21 protein-coding genes and 3 tRNA genes are annotated in these 26,536 nt (G+C 39.3%); 10 read left to right on the plus strand and 14 right to left on the minus strand.

The window, feature by feature from the left end; genetic code table 11:
• Positions 1-488 precede the first annotated feature (488 nt).
• Positions 489-2,114 carry a methyl-accepting chemotaxis protein gene (locus A6E04_RS03185; RefSeq protein ID WP_023604210.1) on the plus strand — a complete coding sequence of 542 codons (1,626 nt, stop codon included), beginning with the start codon at positions 489-491 and terminating at the stop codon, positions 2,112-2,114.
• Between the two features lie 143 nt (positions 2,115-2,257).
• On the opposite strand, the gene A6E04_RS03190 is transcribed toward A6E04_RS03185, so the two are convergent.
• The 5 genes from A6E04_RS03190 to hrpB all read right to left on the minus strand — a co-directional run bounded on the left by A6E04_RS03190 (position 2,258) and on the right by hrpB (position 7,645).
• Positions 2,258-2,333 (minus strand) — tRNA-Asn (locus A6E04_RS03190).
• A gap of 30 nt (positions 2,334-2,363) precedes the next feature.
• A tRNA-Thr gene (locus A6E04_RS03195) sits at positions 2,364-2,439 on the minus strand.
• A gap of 56 nt (positions 2,440-2,495) precedes the next feature.
• A tRNA-Phe gene (locus tag A6E04_RS03200) sits at positions 2,496-2,571 on the minus strand.
• 202 nt (positions 2,572-2,773) lie between these two features.
• On the minus strand, positions 2,774-5,149 hold the full coding sequence (gene mrcB / locus A6E04_RS03205) for a penicillin-binding protein 1B (protein WP_065609969.1): 2,376 nt from the start codon (positions 5,147-5,149) through the stop codon (positions 2,774-2,776).
• Positions 5,150-5,179: 30 nt separating this feature from the next.
• Entirely contained in the window at positions 5,180-7,645 is a 2,466-nt protein-coding gene (gene hrpB, locus A6E04_RS03210; RefSeq protein WP_065609973.1) for an ATP-dependent helicase HrpB, read from the minus strand.
• 59 nt (positions 7,646-7,704) lie between these two features.
• On the opposite strand from hrpB, the gene sfsA reads away from it, so the two are divergent.
• The 7 genes from sfsA to panC all read left to right on the plus strand — a co-directional run bounded on the left by sfsA (position 7,705) and on the right by panC (position 13,630).
• A complete protein-coding gene (gene sfsA / locus A6E04_RS03215; RefSeq protein ID WP_023604207.1) occupies positions 7,705-8,412 on the plus strand; it encodes a DNA/RNA nuclease SfsA in 708 nt (235 codons plus the stop codon).
• Between the two features lie 165 nt (positions 8,413-8,577).
• Positions 8,578-9,027, plus strand: coding sequence for an RNA polymerase-binding protein DksA (gene dksA / locus A6E04_RS03220; RefSeq protein WP_023604206.1), 450 nt, complete (start codon positions 8,578-8,580; stop codon positions 9,025-9,027).
• Positions 9,028-9,091: 64 nt separating this feature from the next.
• Positions 9,092-9,985 (plus strand): tRNA glutamyl-Q(34) synthetase GluQRS, encoded by an 894-nt coding sequence (gene gluQRS / locus A6E04_RS03225; protein WP_023604205.1) that lies wholly within the window; start codon positions 9,092-9,094, stop codon positions 9,983-9,985.
• A 105-nt stretch (positions 9,986-10,090) separates the two neighbouring features.
• Positions 10,091-11,434, plus strand: coding sequence for a polynucleotide adenylyltransferase PcnB (gene pcnB, locus A6E04_RS03230; RefSeq protein ID WP_217491212.1), 1,344 nt, complete (start codon positions 10,091-10,093; stop codon positions 11,432-11,434).
• Positions 11,431-11,916 carry a 2-amino-4-hydroxy-6-hydroxymethyldihydropteridine diphosphokinase gene (gene folK / locus A6E04_RS03235; RefSeq protein ID WP_017022660.1) on the plus strand — a complete coding sequence of 162 codons (486 nt, stop codon included), beginning with the start codon at positions 11,431-11,433 and terminating at the stop codon, positions 11,914-11,916. The genes pcnB and folK overlap by 4 nt, the downstream gene beginning before the upstream one ends.
• 22 nt (positions 11,917-11,938) lie before the next feature.
• Entirely contained in the window at positions 11,939-12,733 is a 795-nt protein-coding gene (gene panB, locus A6E04_RS03240; RefSeq protein ID WP_012551071.1) for a 3-methyl-2-oxobutanoate hydroxymethyltransferase, read from the plus strand.
• 9 nt (positions 12,734-12,742) lie between these two features.
• Positions 12,743-13,630, plus strand: a complete 888-nt coding sequence (panC, locus tag A6E04_RS03245) for a pantoate--beta-alanine ligase (RefSeq protein ID WP_017022659.1) — start codon at positions 12,743-12,745, stop codon at positions 13,628-13,630.
• 83 nt (positions 13,631-13,713) lie between these two features.
• On the opposite strand, the gene A6E04_RS03250 is transcribed toward panC, so the two are convergent.
• Together A6E04_RS03250 and A6E04_RS03255 are read right to left on the minus strand one after the other, a co-directional pair.
• Positions 13,714-14,484, minus strand: coding sequence for an ABC transporter permease (locus tag A6E04_RS03250; RefSeq protein WP_065609976.1), 771 nt, complete (start codon positions 14,482-14,484; stop codon positions 13,714-13,716).
• Positions 14,484-15,401 (minus strand): ABC transporter ATP-binding protein, encoded by a 918-nt coding sequence (locus A6E04_RS03255; protein WP_023604201.1) that lies wholly within the window; start codon positions 15,399-15,401, stop codon positions 14,484-14,486. Before A6E04_RS03255 ends, A6E04_RS03250 begins: the two co-directional genes overlap by 1 nt.
• Positions 15,402-15,497: 96 nt before the next feature.
• Between A6E04_RS03255 and can the strand changes: the two genes are divergently transcribed.
• Entirely contained in the window at positions 15,498-16,157 is a 660-nt protein-coding gene (gene can / locus A6E04_RS03260) for a carbonate dehydratase (RefSeq protein ID WP_017022657.1), read from the plus strand.
• Between the two features lie 90 nt (positions 16,158-16,247).
• Here can and A6E04_RS03265 read toward each other — a convergent pair whose 3' ends face one another.
• Both A6E04_RS03265 and hpt read right to left on the minus strand, forming a co-directional pair.
• Entirely contained in the window at positions 16,248-16,499 is a 252-nt protein-coding gene (locus tag A6E04_RS03265; protein ID WP_012551077.1) for a hypothetical protein, read from the minus strand.
• Between the two features lie 485 nt (positions 16,500-16,984).
• Positions 16,985-17,515: a hypoxanthine phosphoribosyltransferase gene (gene hpt / locus A6E04_RS03270; protein ID WP_012551078.1), complete on the minus strand. Its 531-nt coding sequence runs from the start codon at positions 17,513-17,515 to the stop codon at positions 16,985-16,987.
• Positions 17,516-17,847: 332 nt separating this feature from the next.
• Between hpt and A6E04_RS03275 the strand changes: the two genes are divergently transcribed.
• Positions 17,848-18,453, plus strand: a complete 606-nt coding sequence (locus A6E04_RS03275; protein ID WP_017022656.1) for a TetR/AcrR family transcriptional regulator — start codon at positions 17,848-17,850, stop codon at positions 18,451-18,453.
• Positions 18,454-18,540: 87 nt separating this feature from the next.
• On the opposite strand, the gene lpdA is transcribed toward A6E04_RS03275, so the two are convergent.
• The 5 genes from lpdA to ampD form a co-directional block, all read right to left on the minus strand.
• Positions 18,541-19,971 (minus strand): dihydrolipoyl dehydrogenase, encoded by a 1,431-nt coding sequence (gene lpdA, locus A6E04_RS03280; protein ID WP_065609978.1) that lies wholly within the window; start codon positions 19,969-19,971, stop codon positions 18,541-18,543.
• A gap of 278 nt (positions 19,972-20,249) precedes the next feature.
• A complete protein-coding gene (aceF, locus tag A6E04_RS03285) occupies positions 20,250-22,127 on the minus strand; it encodes a pyruvate dehydrogenase complex dihydrolipoyllysine-residue acetyltransferase (protein ID WP_023604200.1) in 1,878 nt (625 codons plus the stop codon).
• An 11-nt stretch (positions 22,128-22,138) separates the two neighbouring features.
• Entirely contained in the window at positions 22,139-24,802 is a 2,664-nt protein-coding gene (gene aceE / locus A6E04_RS03290; RefSeq protein ID WP_023604199.1) for a pyruvate dehydrogenase (acetyl-transferring), homodimeric type, read from the minus strand.
• A 55-nt stretch (positions 24,803-24,857) separates the two neighbouring features.
• Positions 24,858-25,628 (minus strand): pyruvate dehydrogenase complex transcriptional repressor PdhR, encoded by a 771-nt coding sequence (gene pdhR / locus A6E04_RS03295; RefSeq protein ID WP_012551082.1) that lies wholly within the window; start codon positions 25,626-25,628, stop codon positions 24,858-24,860.
• 286 nt (positions 25,629-25,914) lie between these two features.
• Entirely contained in the window at positions 25,915-26,466 is a 552-nt protein-coding gene (gene ampD, locus A6E04_RS03300; protein WP_065609980.1) for a 1,6-anhydro-N-acetylmuramyl-L-alanine amidase AmpD, read from the minus strand.
• Positions 26,467-26,536: the final 70 nt, after the last annotated feature.

The raw sequence follows: 26,536 nt of genomic DNA on the forward strand, positions 1-26,536 counted from the left end.
TTCAAAGCGTTTTCGCTTTTCCGTGAAGAGGACGGTCATTTTATATATTTAAGCCTCAGTGTCAAGCACTTATTTGAAACTTAATTTCTAAACCATCCTGACTAACCTGATTGCAAATCCCTTATGGGATGGGCTCTCCGTGTCAGTGAGGTCGCATTATAGAGAGTTCGATCACATTGGCAAGCCTTTTATGTGATTATTATTAATTTTCAATTTAAGTGCGTAATAATCCACCTTAGATGCACATTAATACAGCTTAATGCTCAGATTATGAACTTTTATCGATTAAATACTCAAATCACATAGTTATTAATTAACTCTCTAAGTATACCGTAATGACCATCTTCTATGATTTAGATCTAATTAGATACCAACAAAGTGTTATATAAGCTTGAACTGAAAAACCAAAGCCATTCATTCCTTAAACTTATTTCTCTTTTGGTCGATATAGCAAGTTAAGGATAATCATCAAAATTAGGATCAACAGCATGAAGCTAAAAACACAATCTTATGTTCTCGCAACTATTATTTTATTTTCACTGATTATAATGACAGCTACTGGGCTATGGACCTTGCGAGTTGCAAGTACCATTGATAATAAAGCACGAGTTACTGAGCTTTTTCAAACAACTTATAATTTAATTGCCAATATGGAAGATATGGTAAGAGAAGGTAAGATCGATGAAGAGAAAGCAAAAGAACTAACGATTACTATCCTGCGAAATAATATTTATAAAGATAATGAATACGTTTACGTTGCTGATGAAAATTTAATGTTTCTAGCTGCTCCGCTTGATCCTCAACTCCATGGAACCAGTTTTCATGAATTTAGAGACAGTGAAGGTCGTAGCGTAGGTCAAATCTTAGATAATGCCATTTCTCAAAATCCAAATGGAATCGCTGAATATACCTGGTCTTTGAAAATGCCAGATGGCAGCATTGATAAAAAATTATCTATCGCAGAAAAAACAACAGACTGGAATTGGGTAGTAGGTACAGGGATCGGAGAAACAGAAGTAAATACTCGTTTTTGGTCTACCGCTCAATGGCAGTTTGGACTTGCCTTTATTATTGCTAGTTTAATATTTAGTATTTTAATGATTTCAATTAAACGTATGCTAGCTTTACTTGGTGGTGAACCTAAAGATGTCCATGCCGCTATTCAAACAGTAGCCGCAGGAGAGATCGTAACTCAATTTGAAATAAAAGCACCTGAAGGCAGTATTTATCAAGCAGTACAAACGATGAATATTTCTTTAGCAGATCTTGTTCAACACTTAACTCAATCAATGTTGGCATTAAAGTCAGAACTGTCGGATGTCCACTCAAGGGCAGGCACTGTTAGTCAACTAACAGAGAACCAACACCAATCAACAGAAATGATTGCAACAGCTATAACTGAAATGGCCTCTTCTGCAAACAATGTAGCTGAATCAGCACAACAAACCGCAATCAATACCGATGAAGCTGATAAGCAAAGTCTTCGAACTCAAGAATTAATTAATGCGACCGTTTCTAATATAGAAGGGTTAGCAGATCAATTAAACACCGCAAGTACCGCCGTTGCTGAATTAGATAATGAAGTTAATAGTATAGTTAAAGTGCTTGATGTCATTGGTGACATCGCGGAACAAACCAATCTATTAGCACTAAATGCCGCAATTGAAGCAGCTCGAGCAGGTGAACAAGGCCGTGGTTTTGCTGTTGTTGCTGACGAAGTTCGTAATCTTGCAGGACGAACACAAGGCAGTACTAAAGAAATACAGCAAATGATCTCTAACCTTCAAGAAGGTTCACAGAATGCCATATCAACAATGACAATTTGTGCTGAAACAAGTCAAAGTACTGTTGCTGAATCTAAAAATGCTTCTGATGCATTACAGCAAATAGTCACTGCTCTTGAATCTATATCAAGTATGAGTCATCAAATTGCAAACGCCTCTGAAGAACAAAAGCATGTTAGTGAAGATATAACTCAACGCGTTAATATTATTGAAGAAAGCGGACAGCAACTAGCAAGAGTTGTCGCAGACAGCAAAGAAAGTACTCAAACATTAACAGAATTAGCTGATGATTTAGAAACATGGTTAAACAAGTTTCGAGTTAAAGGATAATATATAACTGACTCAAACAAAAAATGGCATACCTCGCAGGTGTGCCATTTTTATATCTGGATACTTTATTAAAAAGGTAGATACTTTCTATGTATAAAACAGAAACGAAAAAAGCCTCGTCATTTCTGACGAGGCTTTAAAAGTGGCTCCCTTTGCTGGACTTGAACCAGCGACATACGGATTAACAGTCCGGCGTTCTACCAACTGAACTAAAAGGGAACAGGTATTGCGTCTCATAAAGAGAATTAATGGTGCCGACTACCGGAGTCGAACTGGTGACCTACTGATTACAAGTCAGTTGCTCTACCTACTGAGCTAAGTCGGCACACTAATTTTTTAATTGCTCGTGTTTAATTAAATTTAAACACCAACAATATAATATGGTGCCCGGAGGCGGAATCGAACCACCGACACGAGGATTTTCAATCCTCTGCTCTACCGACTGAGCTATCCGGGCAACGAGATGTATTAGACGGCTTTTTGGCTTCTAGGTCAACTAATAATTGCGAAAAAAAGTTCGTTTGATGAAAATATACACTGAATGCCTGTTTTTATAACGTTTCATTAAACATAGCACTTAAAATACAACATCAAACACAGGCTTCATTCGCAATTATCACATCTCTTGAAAACCATCATTAATCTCGATTAACTAAGACTTACAACCCAAAAATATCAGTTAACCATCTAGCAGGACTGTTTTTCTTCTCACATTCAACTTTATATTGCCCACTCTTATCCCAGATAGGTAACTTAACGCTTCCAGAACAATCCGGCTCTAATGTTTTATTACTTTCTAAGTCAAATCTGGCCGTTGTCACTTCTTTAGGCCAAGGTAATTGATAAGCTTCTGGCGTTCTTAAGCTAAGATAATCTGCGTACACCCTTAATGCCCCACTAGAACCAGTCAACTTCATCGGCTTATTGTCATCTCTTCCAAGCCATGTGATCGCGACTTCTCTTCCATCAATCCCTGCATACCAGCTGTCTCTAGAGTCATTACTGGTACCTGTTTTACCCGCTAGAGTGGCCCAATTGTATTTACTGTTTAAGAATCTTGCCGTTCCTTCACTAACGACTTTCTTCATCCCATAGATAGTTAACCAAACCGCTTGTTCTGGGACAACCAGAGAAGATCGAGGGAAGTTTTCATAAAGTAACTCTCCATCACTATTCACAACGGCTTTAAGTGCCGTTAAAGGTGACTTTCGCCCACCGTTGCCTAATGTTTGATACATTTGAGCCACTTGATAAGGAGATAAATTTAATGATCCCAATAACATTGAAGGAACCTGATTAATTTCACTCGCTTCAATACCAAGCTTAACCAAGGTATCTGTTACTTTATTTAAACCAACCATTAAGCCAAGGTTGACCGTTGGCACATTTAACGAACGCGAAAATGCATAATAAAGAGGGACTTCCCCTCTGAATTTGCGATCAAAATTTCTCGGAGTCCACGTAGTTCCTTTGCTTCCTTTTAATTCGATCGGTTTGTCATCTAGCGTACTCGCCAATGAAAACTTCTCAGGACTTTCTAAGGCAGATAAATAAATAGCCGGTTTTACTAACGAACCAATAGGACGCTTCGCATTAATCGCTCGATTAAATCCATCAAATCCCGTTCGACTACCACCAATCATCGCTCTAATTTCACCACTTTGACGATCCACCACAACCATTGCAGCCTCTAATCCCTTACCTGCTCGCTTCTCTAGCTGAGGAACCGTTCGTTCTACCGCTTGTTCTGCTTTTTGCTGTGATAATGGGTCAAGTGTAGTAAAGACTCGTAGCCCTTCGCCTTTTTGATACGCCTCCCCTGCTTTTTCTTTCAATTCCCATTTCAGTTGCTGAAAGTACGCAGGTTGGCGGGTAGATATCGTCGCTCTCTTTTTTACATCCAAAGGACGAGTCGCTGCCATTTCATATTGACGAGGTGATAAGATCTCTTCTTGCATCATCAAACGTAATACCAAATCTCGACGCTCTTTTACTCTTTCAGGGAAGCGCATCGGATTATAATAAGAAGGTCCTTTCACCATACCAACAAGCATAGCAAGTTGATCAATTCTTAACTCTTCAATTGGACGTCCAAAATAAACTTGAGCAGCCAAACCAAAGCCATGAACCGCTTCGCCTCCTGTTTGCCCTAAATAAACCTCATTTAAATACGCTTCTAATATACGGTCTTTACTGTAACGATAATCCAAGATAAGTGCGATGTAGGCTTCTCTCACTTTTCGCCACAATGTTCGCTCACTTGATAAAAATAAGTTTTTAGCAAGTTGTTGAGTCAAGGTACTTCCGCCTTGTACTGTTCTACCTGCTTTAATATTTACCACCATCGCCCTTGCAATAGCTAAAGGCGAAATGCCATCATGTTGATAAAAATCACGATCTTCTGTTGCCAATAACGCATCGACCATAACTTCTGGAAATTGCTCTCTACGCAAAAACAAACGTTGTTGGTCATCATCCGCATCTAGCATACCTAAAAATTGAGGCTCTATTTGTAAAAAGCCCATTTGCTTTTTCACACTCAAATTAACTATTTTTTGTAAACCATCAGAATTGAAATACAACATGACATGACGATCGGGTTCTGGACCTTGTTGGAATTCAAAAGGTCGACGGATCAATTCAATTTTTGTTGATGATGATGAATATTCACCAGGTCGCTGTGGTTGCCCTACTTTTTGGTATTTTAAAAAATCCAATTCACTTTTAACGGATTTTAAACTGATATTTTGCCCAGGAGATAACGACAATACTCGACTATAAACAACCGTAGGCAATTTAAATAATTGACCATCAAATCGATTTTTAACCACAGTATCTAAATAAATACCCGCGATAACTAAAACAGCGAGTACGACTAACCCTAACTTCAAACCAAGAATAAATAGAGCTTTCCAAAACGAATTTTTATTCTGTACTTTCTTTTTTGCCGTCGATTTACGCTTTGTTGGCGTTTTCTTTTTTGCTACCGGCTTTTTTGGTGCAGCCTTTACTGGTGTTTTCTTTTTTTCAACCATGAGAGTTCTTTTTAAATTAGAGAATAAAAATTAATTAAAATGACGTTTTGTTTTCTTTGTTGCTGCATGGGATGCAGGATCATCAGGCCAAATATGTCTTGGGTAGCGTCCTTTCATCTCTTTTTGAACATCTCGATAAGACCCAGCCCAAAAACCAGCTAAGTCACTCGTTGTTTGTAATGGTCGTTGAGCAGGAGACAGTAACTCCATCACTAAACGTTTTTTACCTTGAGCTAATAAAGGAGAATCCGCTTCACCATACACTTCTTGCATTCTAACGGATATTTTAGGCTCATATTGTGGATCATACACAATTGCTGCTTTAGTGCCCGTAGGTAAGACATAATGAGTAGGTAAATACTCATTTAACAACTTAATGTTTTCCCACCCGACGTAGGCTTCTAACGCATCTTTTAAATTAATCGACTTCAAATGTTTATCGTTATTAACACCGTTCATGAACGGCAATAACCACTCATCAAGTCGGCTTAATAAATCGTCATCATTCGTAGGAGGCAGTGGATGTTCTGGCATCCACAGTGCCATGCAACGTAAGCGTAATAGCAATGAATACGTCGTAGAGCTCCAGCCTAAGCAATCTAATCCTTTACGCTTAACCATCGATAATAACGCATGTGCTATCTTATTTTTATCAGGGGAAGACATTCGCTCTTTGCTTAAAAGGATTTTATTTAAATAAGTTCGCTTTTCTGCAATCATTCTCCCTGATTTTTCATCCCAATCCACATGCTCAACATCAAATATACAACTTGCACACACGGTATTTAATGATGTTCTCGATAAACTTGCCGCTAAAAACACCTGACTGCGATTCTGCATTCCTTTTAATAAATCCACCACCACCAAATGTTCACTCTGGGCAATAGATTCAATTTCATCAATTTGAACTCCATGACCATTAGATAATTGAAAATGACCAACGGCTCCCTTTTCTATCGCTATACGATCAGGAAAACCACACGCTAATGTCTCACCAATTAACGCTAAGGAGACGTTATGTAGATCAATATCCACTTCCATCAATTTGGCTAAACGAGAGACCCTTTGCTGATAGTAATGTTGTTTTGGGTACTTTCCGTCTATAAAAACAGAAAGATGAAGGGAAAGATCATTCGATTTAATTGATTTAGCGGACTCTTCAATAATCGGTAAGATATGTAATGCGGTCTGTAAGTGCTCATTAGACAGAGCCTTCGCTTGTAATAACACCGTCGCTAATCTAGGCTCAATACCCAGTCGTTGAGCTTGCTCTCCCTTTAATGTCAATTTACCTTGTTGATCAATCAACCCGAGTAAGCACAACAATTCCTTTCCTTGATTCATATTTGAATCTGGCGGTGGAGTTAACCACATTAAGTCAAGAGGATCTGTCACCCCCCATTTTGTTAGCTCAACGATAAGCGAAGATAAATCCGAAGACTCAATCTCTGGCGTTTGAGATATCGCCAATTGTTGGTATTGAGATTCACTGTATAAGCGAAGGCAAATCCCTTCTTCTAAGCGTCCTGCCCTTCCTTTTCGTTGTTCCGCAGAAGATTGAGCTATTCGTTTTTGTTCTAGTTTAGTAATACCTGTTTTCGCATCAAACGTAGCAGTACGCTCATAACCACTATCAATAACAATTCTAATCCCTTCAATTGTTAAACTTGTTTCAGCAATGTTTGTTGCCAATACCACCTTTCTCTTTCCATTCACTGCAGGCTGCAAAGCTTGCAATTGTTTTTTCGGTTCTAGCTGACCATAAAGTGGAGCAACAATCACATCTGAAGATACATTTCTAAGCCTATCTTCTAATTGTCTAATTTCACCAGCACCAGAAAGAAAAACAAGAATAGATCCCTTTTCTTCATCTAACATTTTACGAATAGAAGACTCAGTGGCTTCAACAATTCTTTGATTTACTTTTAAAGGTTGATATTGCGTTGTCACCGGGAACATTCGCCCATCAGATTCTAAATAACAGGCTTGTGGTAAAAGTTGTTTTAACGCGTCATGTTCCAATGTTGCAGACATAACAAGTAGCTTAAGATCCTCTCGTAAGGCTTCTTGAACTTCTAATGCAAACGCCAGCGCCGTGTCTGCATGTAAACTACGTTCATGGTATTCATCGAAGATTAATAGGCCAACACCGGATAATTCAGGGTCAGATTGAATCATTCGAGTCATAATCCCCTCAGTCACAATTTCAAGTCGAGTCTTATTACTTACTTTCGTCTCACCACGAACTCTAAATCCGATTTGCTCTCCCACCTTCTCACCTAACAAAGACGCTAAATAAGACGCAATATTTCTCGCGGCCAATCGTCTCGGTTCTAGCATGATAATTTTACCCGTGATGACATTCTCTTTTAATAACATCAGAGGTAAATGAGTCGACTTACCCGCCCCCGTCGATGCTTTTAAAATCACTTGTGAATGCGTTCGTAATTTATCAATCAGTGATGGGATCACTCTTTCAATCGGCAACTGTGACAATGTTCTCGCCTTATGGCATTATCTCGAATTAAACCATTGTACAAAAAAACAGTAGTTAAATGAAATTTGAAGCCAAATTAGAGTCTGGAATATTAATAAAACGTTATAAACGCTTTTTAACAGACATAAAGTTACCAGATAAAAGTGAACGAACAATACATTGTGCGAACACTGGAGCGATGACTGGCTGCGCAGAACCAGGCAATACGGTGTTTTTTTCAACATCCAGTAACCTAAAGCGCAAATACCCTAACAGTTGGGAGCTCAGCGTCACAGAACAGAATCACACAATATGCGTTAATACCATCCGAGCAAATCAATTGGTTGTTGAAGCCATTATCAATAAAGAGATTGATGAGTTAGTTAATTACGCAGAGTTAAAAACTGAAGTAAAATATGGTTCAGAAAATAGCCGTATTGATATTTTACTCAGTGAAAAAATGCTGCCTGACTGCTATATTGAAGTGAAGAGTGTCACTCTATTGGATGAATCTGGGCAAGGCTATTTTCCTGACTCAGTCACAACAAGAGGACAAAAACACCTTAGAGAACTGACTGAAATAGCGCAAAATGGACAAAAAGCCGTTTTATTTTTTGCTGTTTTGCATTCAGGTATTGAAAAAGTCTCTATCGCACACCATATAGACCAACAATATTATTCTTTATTATTAGAAGCGATAGAAAGTGGGGTCACTGTACTTTGCTACCAAGCAGAGATGTCACCAACAGAGATGAAGATCGTACGCAAGCTACCTTTTAGTATTTAATTGCATTTAATGGCAATAAATACATTCTTTTGAAGAAAAGTGCTACGTTCTTGATACTAGATCTCAATTGGTGAAATCAATATTTGATTGCCCCTTTTCTTTCTGTTATAGATAGCGCCCTCATTTGGCTAGTGAGAGTCAGAGATGTTTTTAGGAGAAGCTGTAATGCCACAGAGCAATACAAAAAAGACGCTAGGTATTCTAGCTATTGCAGGTGTAGAACCTTACCAGCCTAAAGCTGGTGAAGAGTACATGGGCCCAGCACAAGTAGAACATTTTACTAAAATTCTAGACGCTTGGCGTAATCAACTAAGGGAAGAAGTTGAACGCACAGTTAATCATATGAAAGATGAAGCAGCGAATTTCCCGGATCCAGTAGATCGCGCCGCTCAAGAAGAAGAATTTAGTTTAGAGCTACGTAATCGCGATCGCGAGCGTCGCCTGATTAAAAAAATTGAAAAAACACTAAGCAAAATCGAAGAAGAAGAATTCGGATTCTGTGATTCTTGTGGTGTTGAAATTGGTATTCGTCGCTTAGAAGCACGTCCAACTGCTGACCTTTGTATTGACTGTAAAACACTTGCAGAAATCAAAGAAAAGCAAATGGCAGGTTAATACCTATAAAGTAATTAAAAAGGGAGCATTGGCTCCCTTTTTTACGTCTAAATAGTAGAATATGATGAACACTCAGTACATAGGACGATTTGCTCCATCACCTTCTGGCCCATTGCATTTTGGCTCTCTTATCGCTGCATTAGGAAGTTACTTGCAAGCTAAGTCCCAACAGGGCCAATGGTTAGTTCGTATTGAAGACCTCGATCCCCCTCGTGAAGTAGAAGGCGCTTCTGCCCTTATTCTACAAACCCTCGAAGATTTTGGGTTCGAATGGGATAATGAAGTAATTTACCAAAGCCAACGTCATCATATCTACCAAAATAAAATCGAAGAATTACTTCTAAAAAATCAAGCTTACTATTGCCAATGTTCTCGAAAAAGAATAAAAGAAGACGGTGGTTTTTATCTTGGTCATTGCAAGGATAAGCAATGCGCTAAAATAGACTCTGCCGTTCGTCTTGTTATGACTCATCCCATAGAAGCATTTGAAGACATAAAGCATGGTACGATTCATATACCGCAACAACTCGCTAAAGAAGATTTTATAATCAAACGCCGTGATGGCCTTTTTGCTTATAATTTAGCGGTTGTTTTAGATGATATAGAACAAGGCATTACTGAGGTGGTTCGAGGCGCTGATTTAATAGAGCCAACAGGACGTCAAATTTCACTATACCGTCAACTGAATATAAAAGAAGTAAGTTACCTTCATTTACCTCTGGCCGTTGATAATTTAGGGAAAAAATTATCCAAACAAAATCATGCCCCGGCAATAGACAATAACAACCCAATACCGACACTATTAGCAGCGTTAGTATTTTTAGGTTTTGTTTTACCCAGGGATATACAACAAGCCACATTGAATGAAATTTTTCAATGGGCAATCAAAAATTGGCAACTAAAACAGCTCCCTGCTGGGCTCGAGATCACTACCCCATTCTCAAGCTCTTCAATTTAAGCTATCATGTGCGCCTATTTTTGACTGCTCACTTGAATATCGAGGTAAATTATCTTTAATCAAGTCGCCCGTTTTTGTCGTAATTTACTCAAAAACAACAGTGAAATCTGCTCAACAGAGGATTTGAAACTGAACGTTATCACACGCCAAGAACATAATATTTCACGTAAAGACTTAAGTGATAATGCACTCAAAGTTCTTTACCGCCTAAGCAATGCTGGATACGACGCCTATCTAGTAGGAGGAGGTGTGCGCGATATAATTCTAGGACAAGAACCTAAAGATTTTGATATCGCCACCAATGCCACTCCTGAGCAAATCAAAAAACTATTTAGAAATTGCCGATTGATTGGCCGTAGATTCCGTCTTGCTCATATTCTTTTTGGCAGAGATGTCATTGAGGTTGCCACTTTCCGTGGTCACCATAAAGAAGAAGAATCAGAGAAAAAGAACATCTCTTCTCAATCAAAAGAAGGTATGTTATTGCGTGATAATGTCTATGGCACCGTTGAAGAAGATGCCCAACGTCGTGACTTTACGATTAATGCGATGTATTACAACATTGCAGATTACTCAATTCATGATTATGCCAATGGCATTGAAGATTTAAAAAATGGTGTCGTACGTCTTATCGGTGATCCTGAAACTCGTTATCGAGAAGATCCTGTTCGAATGCTACGTGCGGTACGCTTTGCTGCAAAATTAGACATGACAATTTGCAATAAAACCGCAGAACCAATGGTTGAATTGTCCCCACTTTTACGTGATATCCCTGCCGCTCGTTTATTTGAAGAATCACTTAAACTGCTTCAAGCAGGAAAAGGCTTAAATACCTATTTAATGCTGCGTAAATTTAACTTGTTTCAACAGTTGTTCCCCGCGCTTACGCCATTTTTAACAAAAGAAGGCAACAGTCAAACGGAACAAATGATCGAACTTGTATTACATTCAACAGACAACCGTATAAATAGCGGTCAACGAGTTAACCCTGCATTCATGTTTGCAGCAATGTTATGGTATCCATTAACGGCTCAAGCAAAAGAAATTCAAAACGAAAATAGCAAACTTGATGAATACGAATCCATTATGGAAGCGTCTAATATCATGCTTGATATTCAAGTAAAAAGCACGGCGGTCCCTCGTCGCTTAACCGCGACTATTCGTGATATTTGGCAATTACAACTCCGTTTACCTCGTCGTACTGGTAAACGTGCGTTTATTCTTATTGACCAACAAAAATTCCGTGCTGCTTATGATTTCCTTGAAATGCGTGGAAAAGTGGAAGGTGGTGATGTAAAAGCACTCGCTGAATGGTGGACTGAATTCCAGGACGCACCAGTTCCACACCGTAATAACATGATTCAAGGCTTACATGGTGGCCGTTCAACCGGTACACGTAAACGTCGTAGCCCTTATCGTAAGAAAAAAAGAACGAATAACGATTCATGATCAAAGTAATTATCGCCATAGGGAGTAATCTAGGGGACCCTGTAGCCCAAGCAGAAGCGGCGATTGATGCTCTTCATCAATTACCAGACTCAACAGTGACGGCGGTATCATCACTGTATAGCAGCTCACCTATGGGACCTCAAGATCAACCTGACTATATTAATGCGGTAGTAGAAATAGAAACAGCACTGTCTCCCTTAGCATTATTGGATCTTACCCAGAAAATCGAACTTGAAAGAGGTCGAGTAAGAAAAGATGAACGCTGGGGACCAAGAACCCTTGATCTCGACATTATTTTATTTGGCGATCAAACGATCGACAATGAGCGATTAACCGTACCTCACTACGGAATGAAAGAACGAGAATTTGTTCTCTACCCGCTCGCAGAAATTAATAACGATTTAATTTTACCTGATGGCTCAACCCTTTCTCAACTATTGGCAACAGTAGATAAGAATGGGCTAGCCGTTTGGGAAAAGTAATCGCTTCTCGTAAGGATGTTTTATGAAAAAAATCTCTATTCATGATCTAATGAAATGGAAGCAAGATGGTCGTAAATTTGCAACAGTCACAGCTTATGACGCTAGCTTCGCACAACTATTTGAACAGCAAGACATGCCTGTTTTATTAGTCGGTGATTCATTAGGTATGGTATTACAAGGTAAAAGCGATACATTGCCTGTAACAACCGAAGAGATCGCTTATCATACACGCTGTGTACGTGCTGGTAGCCCAAACAGCTTATTAATGGCTGATATGCCATTTATGAGTTACGCCACTCCAGAACAAGCCTGTCAGAACGCGGCTAAGTTAATGCAAGCTGGCGCTAATATGGTAAAAATCGAAGGTGGTGAATGGATAGCGGAAACCATTAAACTCCTTGCAGAAAGAGCGGTACCTGTTTGTGCTCACCTTGGGTTAACCCCTCAATCTGTCAACATTTTTGGTGGATTTAGAATTCAAGGTCGTGATGAAACCAAAGCGAATCAAATGGTAAAAGACGCACTGACTCTTGAGAAAGCTGGCGCTCAAATTATCTTATTGGAATGTGTTCCCGCTTCGCTTGCTGAACGTATAACGAAAGCTTGTACCGTTCCCGTAATTGGCATTGGTGCTGGTAACGTGACTGATGGTCAAATTTTAGTAATGCATGACATGTTTGGTATCTCAGCAAACTACATGCCTAAATTTTCTAAGAATTTCTTAGCTGAAACTGGCGATATGCGTACCGCTGTAACCAAATATATTAAAGATGTTGAGCTGGGTGTATTCCCTGCAGCTGAACATACGTTTAACTAAGGAACCGTAATGGAAATTTTTGCCGATATTTTACCATTGCGTGAGCAAATAAAAACATGGAAACGAGAAGGAAAGCGTATTGCTTTTATTCCTACGATGGGAAATTTGCATGAAGGCCATCTTACTTTAGTACGAACTGCCCGAGAACATGCTGATATTATTGTCGCTAGTATTTTTGTAAATCCAATGCAGTTTAATAATGTTGATGATTTAACAAATTACCCTCGTACAATGGATGAAGATATTGAAAAGCTAACCTCTGAAAATGTGGATATGCTTTTTACTCCCACACCAGAAGTCATGTATCCCGACGGTTTAGATAAGCAGACGGTTGTCGATGTTCCTGTAATTTCAACGATTCTAGAAGGCGCGTCTCGACCTGGGCACTTTAAAGGTGTATCGACGGTCGTTGCGAAACTATTTAATATCGTTCAACCTGACGTTGCTTGTTTTGGTGAAAAAGATTTCCAGCAATTAGCGCTAATTCGTCAAATGGTTATTGATATGGCCATGGATATTGATGTCGTTGGTGTTGCTACCGTTCGAGAAATGGATGGATTAGCAATGAGCTCTCGCAATAACTTGCTTACATTGAATGAACGCCAACGCTCACCGGTACTCGCTCGTACTATGCGCTGGATAAGCAGTCAAATGCGCCGTGGGCGTAATGATTATGAATCATTAATTGAAGATGCAAGTGATCAACTGCGTGCAGCAGACTTACAACCCGATGAAATTTTTATTCGTGATGCAAGAACACTGCAAGAGCCTACAGAAGAGACAACACAAGCCGTTATCCTAATGGCCGCTTTTCTTGGTCAAGTACGTTTAATTGATAATCTCGTTGTTGAATTAACAACTGCCACAAATGAGGAAGAAGAGGAAGAAGAAAAGTAATCCCTTCCTTATTATTAAATCACAAAAAAGGGCAGATGCGATTATAGCGTCTGCCCTTTTTATTTCATTTATCTCCTCTTAAATTAACTTCTTAAGCCAATACCTTTTGATATTAAGTACCAAGCCACACCGTACAAACTAAGAATAAGCCCCGTCAGTACAGAAAAAGCCACTCCAATACCAACATCTGACACTCCCAAAAAACCATAACGGAATGCGTTTACCATATAAACAATTGGGTTTAATTTAGATACGCTTTGCCAGAATTCGGGCAATAAATTAATCGAGTAAAAAACGCCGCCCAAGTACGTTAATGGCGTTAGAATAAATGTTGGAATAATACTGATGTCATCAAAAGTTCGCGCAAAAACAGCATTAATTAGACCACCAAGAGAAAAAACAATCGACGTCATAAGAACCGTTAAAATAATAACGCCAATATGAGCAATTTGAATATCAACAAAAAACAAAGAGACAAAGGTAACTAATGCACCCACGAGAAGCCCGCGTACGACACCACCACCGACAAAACCAGCAATAATGATATAGTTAGGCACAGGCGCAACGAGAAGCTCTTCAATGTTCTTTTGAAACTTCGCACTAAAAAATGAAGAAGCCACATTTGAATAAGAGTTAGTAATCACTGACATCATAATTAAACCAGGAACAATGTATTCCATGTAACTAAAACCACTCATTTCACCAATACGGGAGCCGATTAAATTACCAAAAATAATAAAATAAAGTGTCATGGTAATCGCTGGAGGAACTAACGTTTGAACCCAAATACGAGTAAAACGTTTTATCTCTTTCGAAATAAGACTTTTAAATGCAGTCCAATATAAATCCATCATTACTTAGCATCTCCATTACGAACAATACTAACAAATAGCTCTTCTAATCGGTTTGCCTTGTTACGCATAGACAGCACATTAACTCCTTGGTGATTTAACTGTTCAAATAAATAATTTAAACCTTGTGACTTATCAATCTCAACTTCAATTGACCCCTCTTTGCCATTCGTTACCTTCGCCCCTTCCAGAATAGGTTCAGGGCTGCCTTCAGCCAAATCTAAAATAAACGTTTCAACTTGCAATTTATTCAATAATGCTTTCATTGACGTATTTTCAATGACTTCGCCTTTATTGATGATCCCTATATTTCGACATAACATTTCAGCTTCCTCAAGGTAGTGAGTGGTTAAAATAATCGTCACTCCTTGTTCATTAATTTCTTTTAGAAACTCCCACATAGAACGACGTAATTCGATATCAACGCCCGCCGTAGGCTCATCTAAAATCAATAACTGAGGTTCATGCATTAATGCCCTTGCTATCATCAGGCGACGTTTCATTCCTCCAGAAAGATGGCGAGCACGTTCATTTCTCTTTTCCCATAAATCCAATTTAGATAAATAGATTTCAGCCCTTTCTGCTGCCAAAGCACGTGACACCCCATAATAACCCGCCTGTTGCATAACAATTTGTTTCACGGTTTCAAACGGATTGAAGTTAAATTCTTGTGGAACTAAACCGATTTGTTGCTTAGCTTGAACTAAATGGGTGTCAATGTCGTAGCCAAAAACACTCACCTTTCCTGATGTTTTATTTACAAGGGAGCTGATAACTCCTATCGTCGTCGACTTACCCGCTCCGTTTGGACCAAGTAATGCGTAAAAATCGCCTTTTTCAACGTTTAACGAGACTCCTTTCAAGGCCTGAACACCACCTGCATACGTCTTCGTTAATTGTGTAATTTCTAATGCATTCATATTTTGTTATCTTCTTATTGAAATATTTACAACAAATCGGATTTGATAAATCAAAAGCTTGTGTATAGTAAAGCAGGATAAATAGAAGGACTTACCATGCCAGAATTAAAAGAACTCTTTGCCAATAACAGCAAATGGTCTAAAAAAATAAAATCTGAAAATCCAGAATTCTTCATTCAATTAGAAGAAGGACAAAACCCAGATTATTTATGGATTGGCTGCTCTGACAGTCGAGTACCGGCAGAACGCCTAACCGGATTACATTCAGGTGAGCTTTTTGTACACCGTAATGTAGCGAACCAAGTTATTCATACAGATTTAAATTGTTTGTCTGTACTCCAATATGCGGTCGATGTATTAAAAGTCAAACATATAATTGTTTGCGGCCACTATGGCTGTGGCGGTGTAAATGCCGCAATTGATAATCCTCAATTAGGTTTAATCAATAATTGGCTACTACATATCAGAGACTTATATTTAAAACATCGTACTTTATTTGGCTTCCTTCCTCGTGAAGAATGGGGTGATAAATTATGTGAAATAAATGTAGCGGAACAAGTTTATAATGTAGGTAATTCTACCATTATGCAAAATGCATGGGAACGAGGCCAAGAAGTTCATGTTCATGGTGTTGTCTATGGTATGGGGGATGGTGTTTTAAATGATCTTGGTGTCAAAGGACACAGCAGAGAATCCTTAGAAATATCTTACCAAGCCGCTATGGCCGTTATAACAAATCCTATTAATAAAGCATAAATCAAAAAAGAGCAGATAATCTGCTCTTTTTTAAGATTTACGCTATGTTATTACTAAATAAACCAGAAGGATATTTCCTTCTGGTTATCATTACGTTGTAATTTTCAACCGAACAAGTCGACGAAGGTGACGCATTTGGCGTTCTGCTTTTATTGTTGGGATCTCTAAATCATTAATAGTACGACCATCAAAATGTAAACCGATGTCTTTAAGTAAATACTCATTTCCAAATGGAATTTCATATCTAACTTTACGTACTTTCCGCTTCCATTCTCTCTCTTCTCGAGCAAAGTCAGCTTTAATTAATAACGTAGCTAAATGTAAATATAGTGAATGTCGCATAATATTTCTCCAAAATAAGGCAGATATATTACGACTAAAAAATACGAAGAGATGGGATCCCTTTTTATATAGCCGCAATAATCGCAGCCTATAAAAAGATTACGAATTAATTACCAGTTTCGATCGTTTACAGATGCAAACAATATAAAATCAGCACAACGTTGTTTTAATGAATGAAATACCAACATATTGAGCCTCCTAAATTAAAATTAATTCTTTAAATGGGTGAGTTGTAAAAACTTATTTACGGTTAAATTGTAACCACTAACAATTATTAATCAAGCACTGAATAACAGTATAAAAAAAACAAAATAAATTAATGGAAATAGATAAATAGAACATCATTTATCCTATAAATATATAGTTAAACTCCTTAAATACCCTATTTTTATCCACACACCACAAATAATAGAAGTATCAATAAAAAAGCCAAAGAAATAGTGTTTTCTTTGGCTTTTTTATTTAATTATTATTTTTGATTCACGTTATTCTTGAGGAACAACTTTACCAATATAAGGTAAGTTACGGTACTTTTGAGCGTAATCAATCCCCACACCCACAACAAATTCATCAGGAATAGAGAAACCAAGCCAATCTACTTTAACTTCAACTTCACGACGAGAAGGTTTATCAAGTAACGTACAAATTGCGATTGAGTTCGGCTCACGAATAGAAAGAATGTCACATACTTTACTCAACGTGTTACCAGTATCAATAATATCTTCCACTAATAATACGTCTTTTCCTTTAATATCATCATCAAGATCTTTAAGAATTCGTACATCTCGTGTGCTTTCCATACTATTGCCATAGCTTGATGCCGTCATAAAATCGACAGTCATTGGAGTATCAATCGCACGAGCTAAATCTGCCATAAAAACAAATGAACCACGTAACAAACCAACCATAACAAGCCCTTCAGACTCTTTATAGTGTTCTGAAATTTGCTTTCCTAGCTCTAATACGCGCTTATTAACCTCTTGTTCAGAGATCATAACTTCTACTGTATGTTTCATACCATCTCACTTATTCATTAAACCCACCAACGGCAGGACTTAGACAGACACAGTTTACAACAAAATAAGAATCGACATACCGCCAATTATAAAAAGTTTTTAAGATTATATGCCGTTCAATAGTTCTATAAGCTTTGCGATAGCTATCGAAAGGTTAAAATTGATATGACAAATGTATGTAATTTTCCAAAATAATCTTTAACTCCGTCAAAAATTTGATTGAGACCCGTAATAATTGTTGAATATATAAACAGCCTTATGTACAGTTATTGAGAATAATAATAATAATACCCCTATAAAAAATAATAATTTGTTGGCAAGGATATAATAAAATGGAAACGATCCAAAAAAGACCGAGAACTAGGCTATCTCCAGAGAAACGAAAAGAACAACTACTTGATATTGCGATTGAGGTTTTTTCTCAACGTGGTATTGGTCGTGGCGGTCATGCAGATATAGCAGAAATTGCTCAAGTATCTGTTGCTACGGTATTTAATTACTTCCCAACCCGAGAAGATCTGGTTGATGATGTATTAAATCGAGTTGAACAACAATTTCATAACTTTATTCTAAATTCAATCTCATTAGACCGAGATGTACGCTCTAATCTTCACTCTTTACTCGTGAACATCATAGAGACAGTTCAAGTGGATAATAAGTGGATTAAAGTGTGGTTTGAATGGAGCACCTCTACTCGCGAAGAAGTATGGCCTCTTTTCTTAAGCACTCAAGTGAATAACCAAAAAGTTATTCATGATATGTTTGCTGAAGGGATTGAGCGTAACGAAGTATGTAATGATCATACCCCTGAAAACTTAGCTAAAATGCTTCATGGGATTTGTTACTCTGTATTTATTCAAGCAAACCGTAATAGCTCTTATGAAGAACTAGAACAAACGGCTAACTGCTTCTTAAATATGCTGTGTATTTATAAATAATATTCAGAATTAAAGAAATAGATAATAAAAAACCGCTGATAAGTCAGCGGTTTTTTTATATTTAAATTCTATTGGTTTAAAAGAAAATTATTTTTTCTTCTTAACTGCTTTTGCATTTGGAAGGTCGGTAATAGAACCTTCATAAATTTCAGCAGCCATACCAATTGATTCATGCAATGTTGGGTGTGCATGGATAGTTAATGCGATATCTTCAGCATCACAACCCATTTCAATTGCAAGGCCGATTTCACCAAGAAGCTCACCAGCGTTAGTACCAACAATAGCACCACCAATAACACGGTTAGTATCTTTATCAAAAAGAAGCTTAGTAAGACCATCTGCACAATCTGAAGCGATTGCACGACCTGATGCAGCCCAAGGGAAGCTTGCAGCTTCGTAGTTGATGCCTTCAGCTTTTGCTTCTTTCTCTGTTTTACCAACCCAAGCAACTTCTGGCTCAGTGTACGCAATTGAAGGAATTACTTTAGGATCGAAGTAGTGCTTCTTACCAGAAATAACTTCAGCAGCAACATGACCTTCATGCACGCCTTTGTGAGCAAGCATAGGTTGACCTACGATATCACCAATAGCATGAATATGAGGTACATTAGTACGCATTTGCTTATCTACATTGATGAAACCACGCTCATCAACAGCAACGCCTGCTTTTTCAGCGTCTAATAAAGCACCATTAGGAACACGGCCGATAGCAACAAGAACAGCATCATAACGCTCAGCTTCTGCTGGTGCTTTTTTGCCTTCCATTGATACGTAAATACCGTCTTCTTTTGCTTCTACTGCTGTCACTTTCGTTTCAAGCATTAGATTGAATTTGTCTTTGATACGTTTAGTGTACACTTTAACTATATCTTTATCTGCCGCAGGAATAACCTGGTCAAACATCTCAACAACATCAACTTGAGAACCCAGAGCATGGTAAACTGTACCCATTTCTAGACCAATAATACCACCGCCCATAATAAGCAGTTTCTTAGGTACTTCTTTTAGCTCAAGTGCATCCGTTGAATCCCAAATACGTGGATCTTCATGTGGGATGAATGGCAGTTTAATTGGACGAGAACCAGCAGCAACAATCGCATTATCAAAATTGATTGTTGTATTGCCATCTTCAGCAGTCACTTCAATAGTATTAGCACCAGTAAATTTACCAAAGCCATTAACTACCGTTACTTTACGCATCTTAGCCATACCGCCAAGACCGCCAGTTAGTTGTGTTACTACTTTTTCTTTCCACAGACGGATCTTATCAATATCTGTTTGAGGTTCACCAAATACGATACCGTGAGCGGCCATCGCTTTTGCTTCTTCGATAACTTTAGCTACGTGAAGCAAGGCTTTTGATGGGATACAACCCACATTCAAACATACACCACCAAGCGTGTTGTAACGTTCAACGATAACTGTTTCTAAACCTAAATCTGCACAACGGAATGCGGCAGAGTAACCAGCAGGGCCGGCACCAAGTACGACAACTTGTGCTTTAATTTCTTTGCTCATTTTGACCTCGTTATAGTCATTTCCCTAACAGGCTGACCGATATTCTATTATTGTTTTCAGACTGACTTTATTTTACATAGATGTTAACAGTGTGAAAGCAAGATTGGGTTAGCCTGTGAGCTAGACAACAATTCACGTTACGACAACTCTAAGAGAGAGACAATAATATTCGTAAATTGTATTTAATTTAATTCAAAAAAACTGAAGATTTCCCTCCAATTTATGAAGCAATAAGGCGGCTTATTTGCCACCTTATTGTTTATTTCAATTACCGCTAATTACAGTACTAGGCGACGAATGTCTGATAATGCACTGTTTAGGAAAGTAATGAAACGAGCACCTTCTGCGCCATCAATCACTCGGTGATCATAAGACAGAGACAGAGGAAGCTGTAGGCGAGGAGCGAACTCTTTGCCATTCCATACTGGTTTGATTTCAGACTTAGATACCCCAAGGATACCTACTTCTGGTGCATTTACGATTGGAGTAAATGCTGTGCCACCGATACCGCCAAGGCTTGAGATTGTGAAACAACCACCTTGCATATCAGAAGCCATTAATTTACCAGCACGTGCTTTCTTAGAAATAGCCATTAGCTCTTCAGATAGCTCGTAAATACCTTTTTTGTTCACGTCTTTAAAGACAGGAACAACAAGACCGTTTGGCGTATCAACGGCAATACCTACGTTTACGTACTTCTTAAGAATGATGCTTTCGCCATCATCAGATAAAGAAGAGTTAAACGATGGGAATGCTTCAAGTGCTTTCGCAACTGCTTTCATGATGAACACAAGTGGCGTGATCTTCATACCTGTATCATTTTTCGCTTCGATTGCATTCTGTTCTTTACGGAATGCTTCTAGCTCTGTGATATCAGCGTTATCCCACTGTGTAACGTGCGGGATCATTACCCAGTTACGGTGCAGGTTAGCACCAGAAATTTTCTTAATCTTAGAAAGTTTCTTAACTTCTGTGTCACCAAACTTGCTGAAATCAATTTTTGGCCATGGAAGTAAACCAAGAGCTGAACCGTCACCGCCTTTGCTTGATGCAACAGCACCAGATTCAAGACGCTTAAGCGCATCTTTAACAAAGCTTTGAACGTCTTCTTTTAGGATACGGTCTTTACGGCCAGTACCTTTGACTTTAGCAAGGTTTACACCAAACTCACGAGCAAGACGACGAACAACTGGAGACGCATGTGCGTACTCGTTGTTTGCTTCAAATTCACCCGTAGCTGCTGGAGCAGAAGCCGCTGCAACTGGTGCAGGAGCTGCTTGTGCAACTGGTGCTGCTGTCGCTTGCGCTGCAACTGGTGCTGCGCCTTCAACAACAAATGTCATGATTAGAGAGCCAGTTGATACTGTATCGCCAGCTGCAATCTTAATCTCTTTGATAGTACCAGCAAAAGGTGCTGGAACTTCCATCGATGCTTTATCGCCTTCAACAGTAATTAGAGATTGCTCTTCTTCTACTGTATCGCCAACAGCAACCATGATTTCAGTTACTTCAACTTCATCACCGCCGATATCTGGAACGTGAACTTCTTTTTCAGCAGAGGCTGCTGGAGCCGCTGCAACTGGTGCTGCTGCCGCTTGAGGAACCGCTACTGGAGCAGAACCTGCCACTTCAAAGATCATAACTAAAGAACCAGTTGACACTGAATCACCAGAAGCGATTTTGATTTCTTTAACTGTACCAGCGAATGGTGCAGGAACTTCCATTGAAGCTTTGTCGCCTTCAACAGTTAAAAGAGATTGCTCTTCTTCTACTGTATCGCCAACAGAAACCATGATTTCAGTTACTTCAACTTCATCACCGCCGATATCTGGAACATGAACTTCTTTAAGCTCAGCAACAGATGCCGCAGCAGGAGCGGCTACTGGAGCCGCTTCAACGACTGGAGCTACAGGTGCAACAGCACCCTCAGCTTCAAAGATCATAATTAGAGAACCAGTGGTTACTGAATCGCCTTCAGAAATTTTAATTTCTTTAACGATACCCGCTTGAGACGCAGGAACTTCCATTGAAGCTTTGTCGCCTTCAACAGTGATCAGTGACTGCTCTTCTTCAACTCGGTCACCGACCTTAACTAGAATCTCAGTTACTTCAACCTCATCTGCACCGATGTCAGGTACATTAATTTCGATTGTCATTGTTTTCTACCTTATGCGTATAGCGGGTTAGTTTTTTCAGTATCAATATTGAATTTAGCAATTGCTTCTGCAACTACAGATTTATCAATATCACCACGTTTCACAAGTTCAGCTAGAGCAGCAACTACAACGTAGCCTGCATTAACTTCGAAGTGACGACGTAAGTTCTCACGGCTGTCTGAACGACCAAAACCATCAGTACCAAGTACTTTGTAAGACTCAGCAGGAACGAATGCACGTACTTGCTCAGCGTAGTTCTTCATGTAATCCGTTACTGCGATTGCAGGTTCGTTACCAAGAACTTGAGTAATGTAAGGTACTTTAGTTTCAGCTTCAGGGTGAAGCATGTTATCACGCTCTACCGCTTGACCGTCACGAGTCAATTCATTGAATGAAGTAACCGCAAAAATGTCCGATGCTACGCCATATTCTTCACTCAAAATTTGAGCTGCTTTGCGAGCTTCGTTCATAATAGTACCTGAGCTCATTAACTGAACTTTAGCTTTAGAACCTGTGTAAGATTCAAGCTTGTAGATACCTTTACGGATGCCTTCTTCAGCGCCTTCTGGCATTGCTGGCATTGCATAGTTTTCATTCATTACTGTTAGGTAGTAATAAATGTTCTCTTGGTTCTCACCGTACATGCGACTAATACCGTCTTGCATGATTACCGCTAACTCGTAAGCAAACGTTGGGTCATAAGAAATACAATTAGGAACTGTGTTTGCCATGATGTGAGAATGACCATCTTCGTGCTGTAGACCTTCGCCATTTAGCGTTGTACGACCAGCAGTAGCACCTAGTAGGAAGCCACGAGCTTGTTGATCACCCGCTAACCATGCCATGTCACCAATACGTTGGAAACCGAACATTGAGTAGTAAATGTAGAATGGGATCATTGGTAGATCGTTGGTGCTGTATGATGTTGCAGCAGCAACCCAAGACGCCATTGAACCTAGTTCGTTGATACCTTCCTGAAGAACTTGACCTGACTTAGCTTCTTTATAGTAAGAAACAATGCCCTTATCTTCAGGAGTATAATCTTGACCGTGTGGGTTGTAGATGCCAACTTGACGGAACAGACCTTCCATACCAAACGTACGTGCTTCATCACAGATGATAGGTACGATGTTCTTACCGATATTCTTATCTTTTAATAAGATATTAAGAATACGCACGTAAGCCATTGTGGTAGAAATATCACGCTTCTGCTCACCTAATAGAGGAGAGAATGCATCTAGTTCAGGGACTTTAAATTCTTGAGTGAACTTAGGTAGACGCTTAGGTGTGTAACCGTGTAGTGCATTACGACGAGCGTGTAAGTAATTGTACTCAGCAGAACCTTCTTCCAATGTAAGATAAGGAAGCGTTTTGATCTTCTCATCTGAAAGAATGTCTTCTAGGCCTAAGCGATCACGTAGGTGTTGAACATGAGTCATGTCCATTTTCTTAACACCGTGTGCAATGTTCTTACCTTCAGCTGCATCGCCCATGCCGTAACCTTTAACGGTTTTAGCTAGGATAACTGTTGGCTTACCGTTTGTTTCTTTTGCATTGTTGAATGCAGCAAACAGTTTAGATGAGTCATGACCACCACGCTTAAGAGCGAAGATTTCGTCATCAGTCATATCAGCAACAAGCGCTGCTGTTTCAGGGTATTTACCAAAGAAGTTCTCACGCACGTAAGCGCCATCTTTAGATTTGAATGTTTGGTAATCACCATCGATAGTTTCGTTCATTAACTGAAGAAGCTTACCAGTCGTGTCTTTAGCAAGTAGTGAATCCCAGTTGCTGCCCCAAATAACTTTAACAACATTCCAACCAGCGCCTTTAAATAGGCCTTCTAGTTCTTGGATGATGCTGCCGTTACCCATAACAGGGCCATCTAGACGCTGTAGGTTACAGTTAATTAGGAAACATAGGTTGTCCAGTTTTTCACGAGCAGCGAAAGAAATCGCGCCGCGTGATTCTGGCTCATCCATCTCACCATCACCTAAGAAAGCGTATACACGCTGAGCGCCAGTCTCTTTCATGCCACGGCCTTCAAGGTACTTAAGGAAGCGCGCTTGATAGATAGCAGAAATAGGACCAAGACCCATCGATACGGTAGGGAACTGCCAGAATTCAGGCATCAGTTTAGGGTGTGGATAAGAAGGAATACCTTTACCATCAACTTCTTGACGGAAGTTATCTAGTTGCTCTTCCGTTAAACGACCTTCAACGAATGCACGAGAATAGATACCTGGAGAGATATGACCTTGGTAATAAACTAAATCACCACCATCCGTCTCATTTGGAGCACGGAAGAAATGGTTAAAACAGACTTCGTAAAATGCTGCTGCAGATTGGTAAGACGCCATGTGGCCGCCTAGATCCAAATCTTTCTTAGAAGCACGTAGAACGATCATGATTGCGTTCCAACGAATAATTGAACGGATACGACGCTCAAGAGTAACATCACCAGGGTACGCAGGTTCTTGCGTTACAGGGATGGTATTGATGTAGTTTGTATTGATACCTGTAGCCATATCAACACCATCTAAACGAGCTTTATCAAGAACTTGCTCTAATAGATACTGGGCGCGTTCAACACCCTCTTCACGTACAACTGACTCAAGAGCTTCTAACCAATCTTGAGTTTCTAGTGCATCAACGTCATGCTTCATGTCAGACATGCGAGCTATCCTTTTATTTGTTGGTTCAAATAGGGTGACAATGAAATGAATCAGATTAATTCATGTCATTACTTTGTTGAATTCGACGAAGTGAGCACTCTCGGCGACTCTCTTCTTTTGTCAATTCCAACAATGTTTCTTCAATATAAGCAAGATGAGAATGAGATGCCAAACGAGCCTCTTCAGGCTTTCCTGACACAATCGCTTCTACCATTTCTGCTCTATGTGCTCTCACCTTTTCAACCACCGCTTCGCGACGATTTAATAAGGTAAAGTTTTGTAATACGTTTTGCTCAAGCAACGGCTCTAAACTGCGCACCATGTGAAGTAATACCACATTATGTGCTGATTCAGTGACCGTAATAAGACAGTGCATAACCGCAGAGGCTTCTGCTTTTAAATCACCATCCTGTTGCGCTTGTTGGATTAATTCATGTGACTCTTTAATCCGTTTGAAATCTTCTTCATTACCACGTAAAGCCGCGTAATAAGCAGAAATACCTTCTAACGCGTGACGCGATTCCAGTAAGTCAAATTGCGTTTCAGGGTGTGTTGCCAATAAATCGAGCAACGGCTCTGAAAAGCTTTGCCACAAGCCTTTATTAACAAACGTACCGCCACCTTGACGACGAGTTAATAAATGCTTCGCTTCTAAACGTTGTATTGCCTCTCGCACAGAAGGGCGAGAAACATCAAATTGTTTTGCTAACTCTCTTTCTGCGGGTAACTTCTGTCCCGGAGAAAGGGTTCCTTCTAATATCAGCCGTTCAAGTTCTTGTTCGATTGCATCGGACAATTTTGGCTGACGGATCCTTTGATATGCCATCGTAGCTCAACCTAATTTAAGTTGATTACCGCTCACTTTACCGTGAGTCATTCGTCATTCTAATTAATTGGTAATACCAATTTTAACTGAGCTGAAATTTATCATAAAAAAAGACGATCTGTCTAGATAAAAGTTGATTTGAGTCATGGAACGAAGTTGCTATATACCGTTAATTAACAATATAAAAACATATTTGAAATAATTGGTCAGACCAATTTGATTTGTGAGGCAAAAAGATTGTGCCACAACCCCTAACAATGTATATACCTTTTCAGAGGTAACTCCCCTATTTTCTTAACTTATTATACTTTTCCCAATGAAAAGACAGTCCCGGATCTGTCTTTCTAAGCGGCGCTATATACTGATGACCCGTAATACGATCATCCTTTACTAACGGGTAATGCTGTTGTATCACCTTTGTTAATGAAGCCAGTGATTGATACTGCTCCTCAGTATAGGCCACTGAATCCGTTCCTTCTAATTCAATCCCGATGCTGTAATCATTGCATTTCGATCTGCCCGCAAACGACGATGCTCCCGCATGCCACGCTCGAGAATTAAAGGGCACAAATTGAATAACACTGCCATCTCGACGAATCAAACAATGGGCAGACACTTTAAATTGATGGATAACGTTAAAGAAAGGATGCTCTGTCGGATCCAGTTTTCCCGTAAATAATTGTTCAATATAAGGGCCACCAAACTGACCCGGCGGTAAGCTGATGTTGTGTACCACAAGTAAAGATATGTCTAAGTCATCGGAGCGTTCGTCATAAAATGGCGAGACAACGTGTTTCGCTTCATTGATCCAATGCGTTGTTGATAACGTGAATCTCATGTCTATTCCTACATAAATTGAAGTAACTTTAGGTATCTTATGATGAAATTCTGCTCTAGCGCGAGTATTA

The organism is Aliivibrio logei (genome assembly GCF_001691055.1).
Classification (GTDB): domain Bacteria; phylum Pseudomonadota; class Gammaproteobacteria; order Enterobacterales; family Vibrionaceae; genus Aliivibrio; species Aliivibrio salmonicida.

Coding starts and splice junctions, on each gene's coding strand:
- A6E04_RS03250 (WP_065609976.1), bottom strand. CDS start 14,484: ATGATGGATTTATATTGGACTGCATTTAAAAGTCTTATTTCGAAAGAG.
- A6E04_RS03265 (WP_012551077.1), bottom strand. CDS start 16,499: ATGCGACATTCACTATATTTACATTTAGCTACGTTATTAATTAAAGCT.
- aceE (WP_023604199.1), bottom strand. CDS start 24,802: ATGTCTGACATGAAGCATGACGTTGATGCACTAGAAACTCAAGATTGG.
- panC (WP_017022659.1), top strand. CDS start 12,743: ATGGAAATTTTTGCCGATATTTTACCATTGCGTGAGCAAATAAAAACA.
- ampD (WP_065609980.1), bottom strand. CDS start 26,466: ATGAGATTCACGTTATCAACAACGCATTGGATCAATGAAGCGAAACAC.
- aceF (WP_023604200.1), bottom strand. CDS start 22,127: ATGACAATCGAAATTAATGTACCTGACATCGGTGCAGATGAGGTTGAA.
- A6E04_RS03275 (WP_017022656.1), top strand. CDS start 17,848: ATGGAAACGATCCAAAAAAGACCGAGAACTAGGCTATCTCCAGAGAAA.
- hpt (WP_012551078.1), bottom strand. CDS start 17,515: ATGAAACATACAGTAGAAGTTATGATCTCTGAACAAGAGGTTAATAAG.
- folK (WP_017022660.1), top strand. CDS start 11,431: ATGATCAAAGTAATTATCGCCATAGGGAGTAATCTAGGGGACCCTGTA.
- lpdA (WP_065609978.1), bottom strand. CDS start 19,971: ATGAGCAAAGAAATTAAAGCACAAGTTGTCGTACTTGGTGCCGGCCCT.
- A6E04_RS03255 (WP_023604201.1), bottom strand. CDS start 15,401: ATGAATGCATTAGAAATTACACAATTAACGAAGACGTATGCAGGTGGT.
- gluQRS (WP_023604205.1), top strand. CDS start 9,092: ATGAACACTCAGTACATAGGACGATTTGCTCCATCACCTTCTGGCCCA.
- panB (WP_012551071.1), top strand. CDS start 11,939: ATGAAAAAAATCTCTATTCATGATCTAATGAAATGGAAGCAAGATGGT.
- sfsA (WP_023604207.1), top strand. CDS start 7,705: ATGAAATTTGAAGCCAAATTAGAGTCTGGAATATTAATAAAACGTTAT.
- A6E04_RS03185 (WP_023604210.1), top strand. CDS start 489: ATGAAGCTAAAAACACAATCTTATGTTCTCGCAACTATTATTTTATTT.
- can (WP_017022657.1), top strand. CDS start 15,498: ATGCCAGAATTAAAAGAACTCTTTGCCAATAACAGCAAATGGTCTAAA.
- mrcB (WP_065609969.1), bottom strand. CDS start 5,149: ATGGTTGAAAAAAAGAAAACACCAGTAAAGGCTGCACCAAAAAAGCCG.
- dksA (WP_023604206.1), top strand. CDS start 8,578: ATGCCACAGAGCAATACAAAAAAGACGCTAGGTATTCTAGCTATTGCA.
- pdhR (WP_012551082.1), bottom strand. CDS start 25,628: ATGGCATATCAAAGGATCCGTCAGCCAAAATTGTCCGATGCAATCGAA.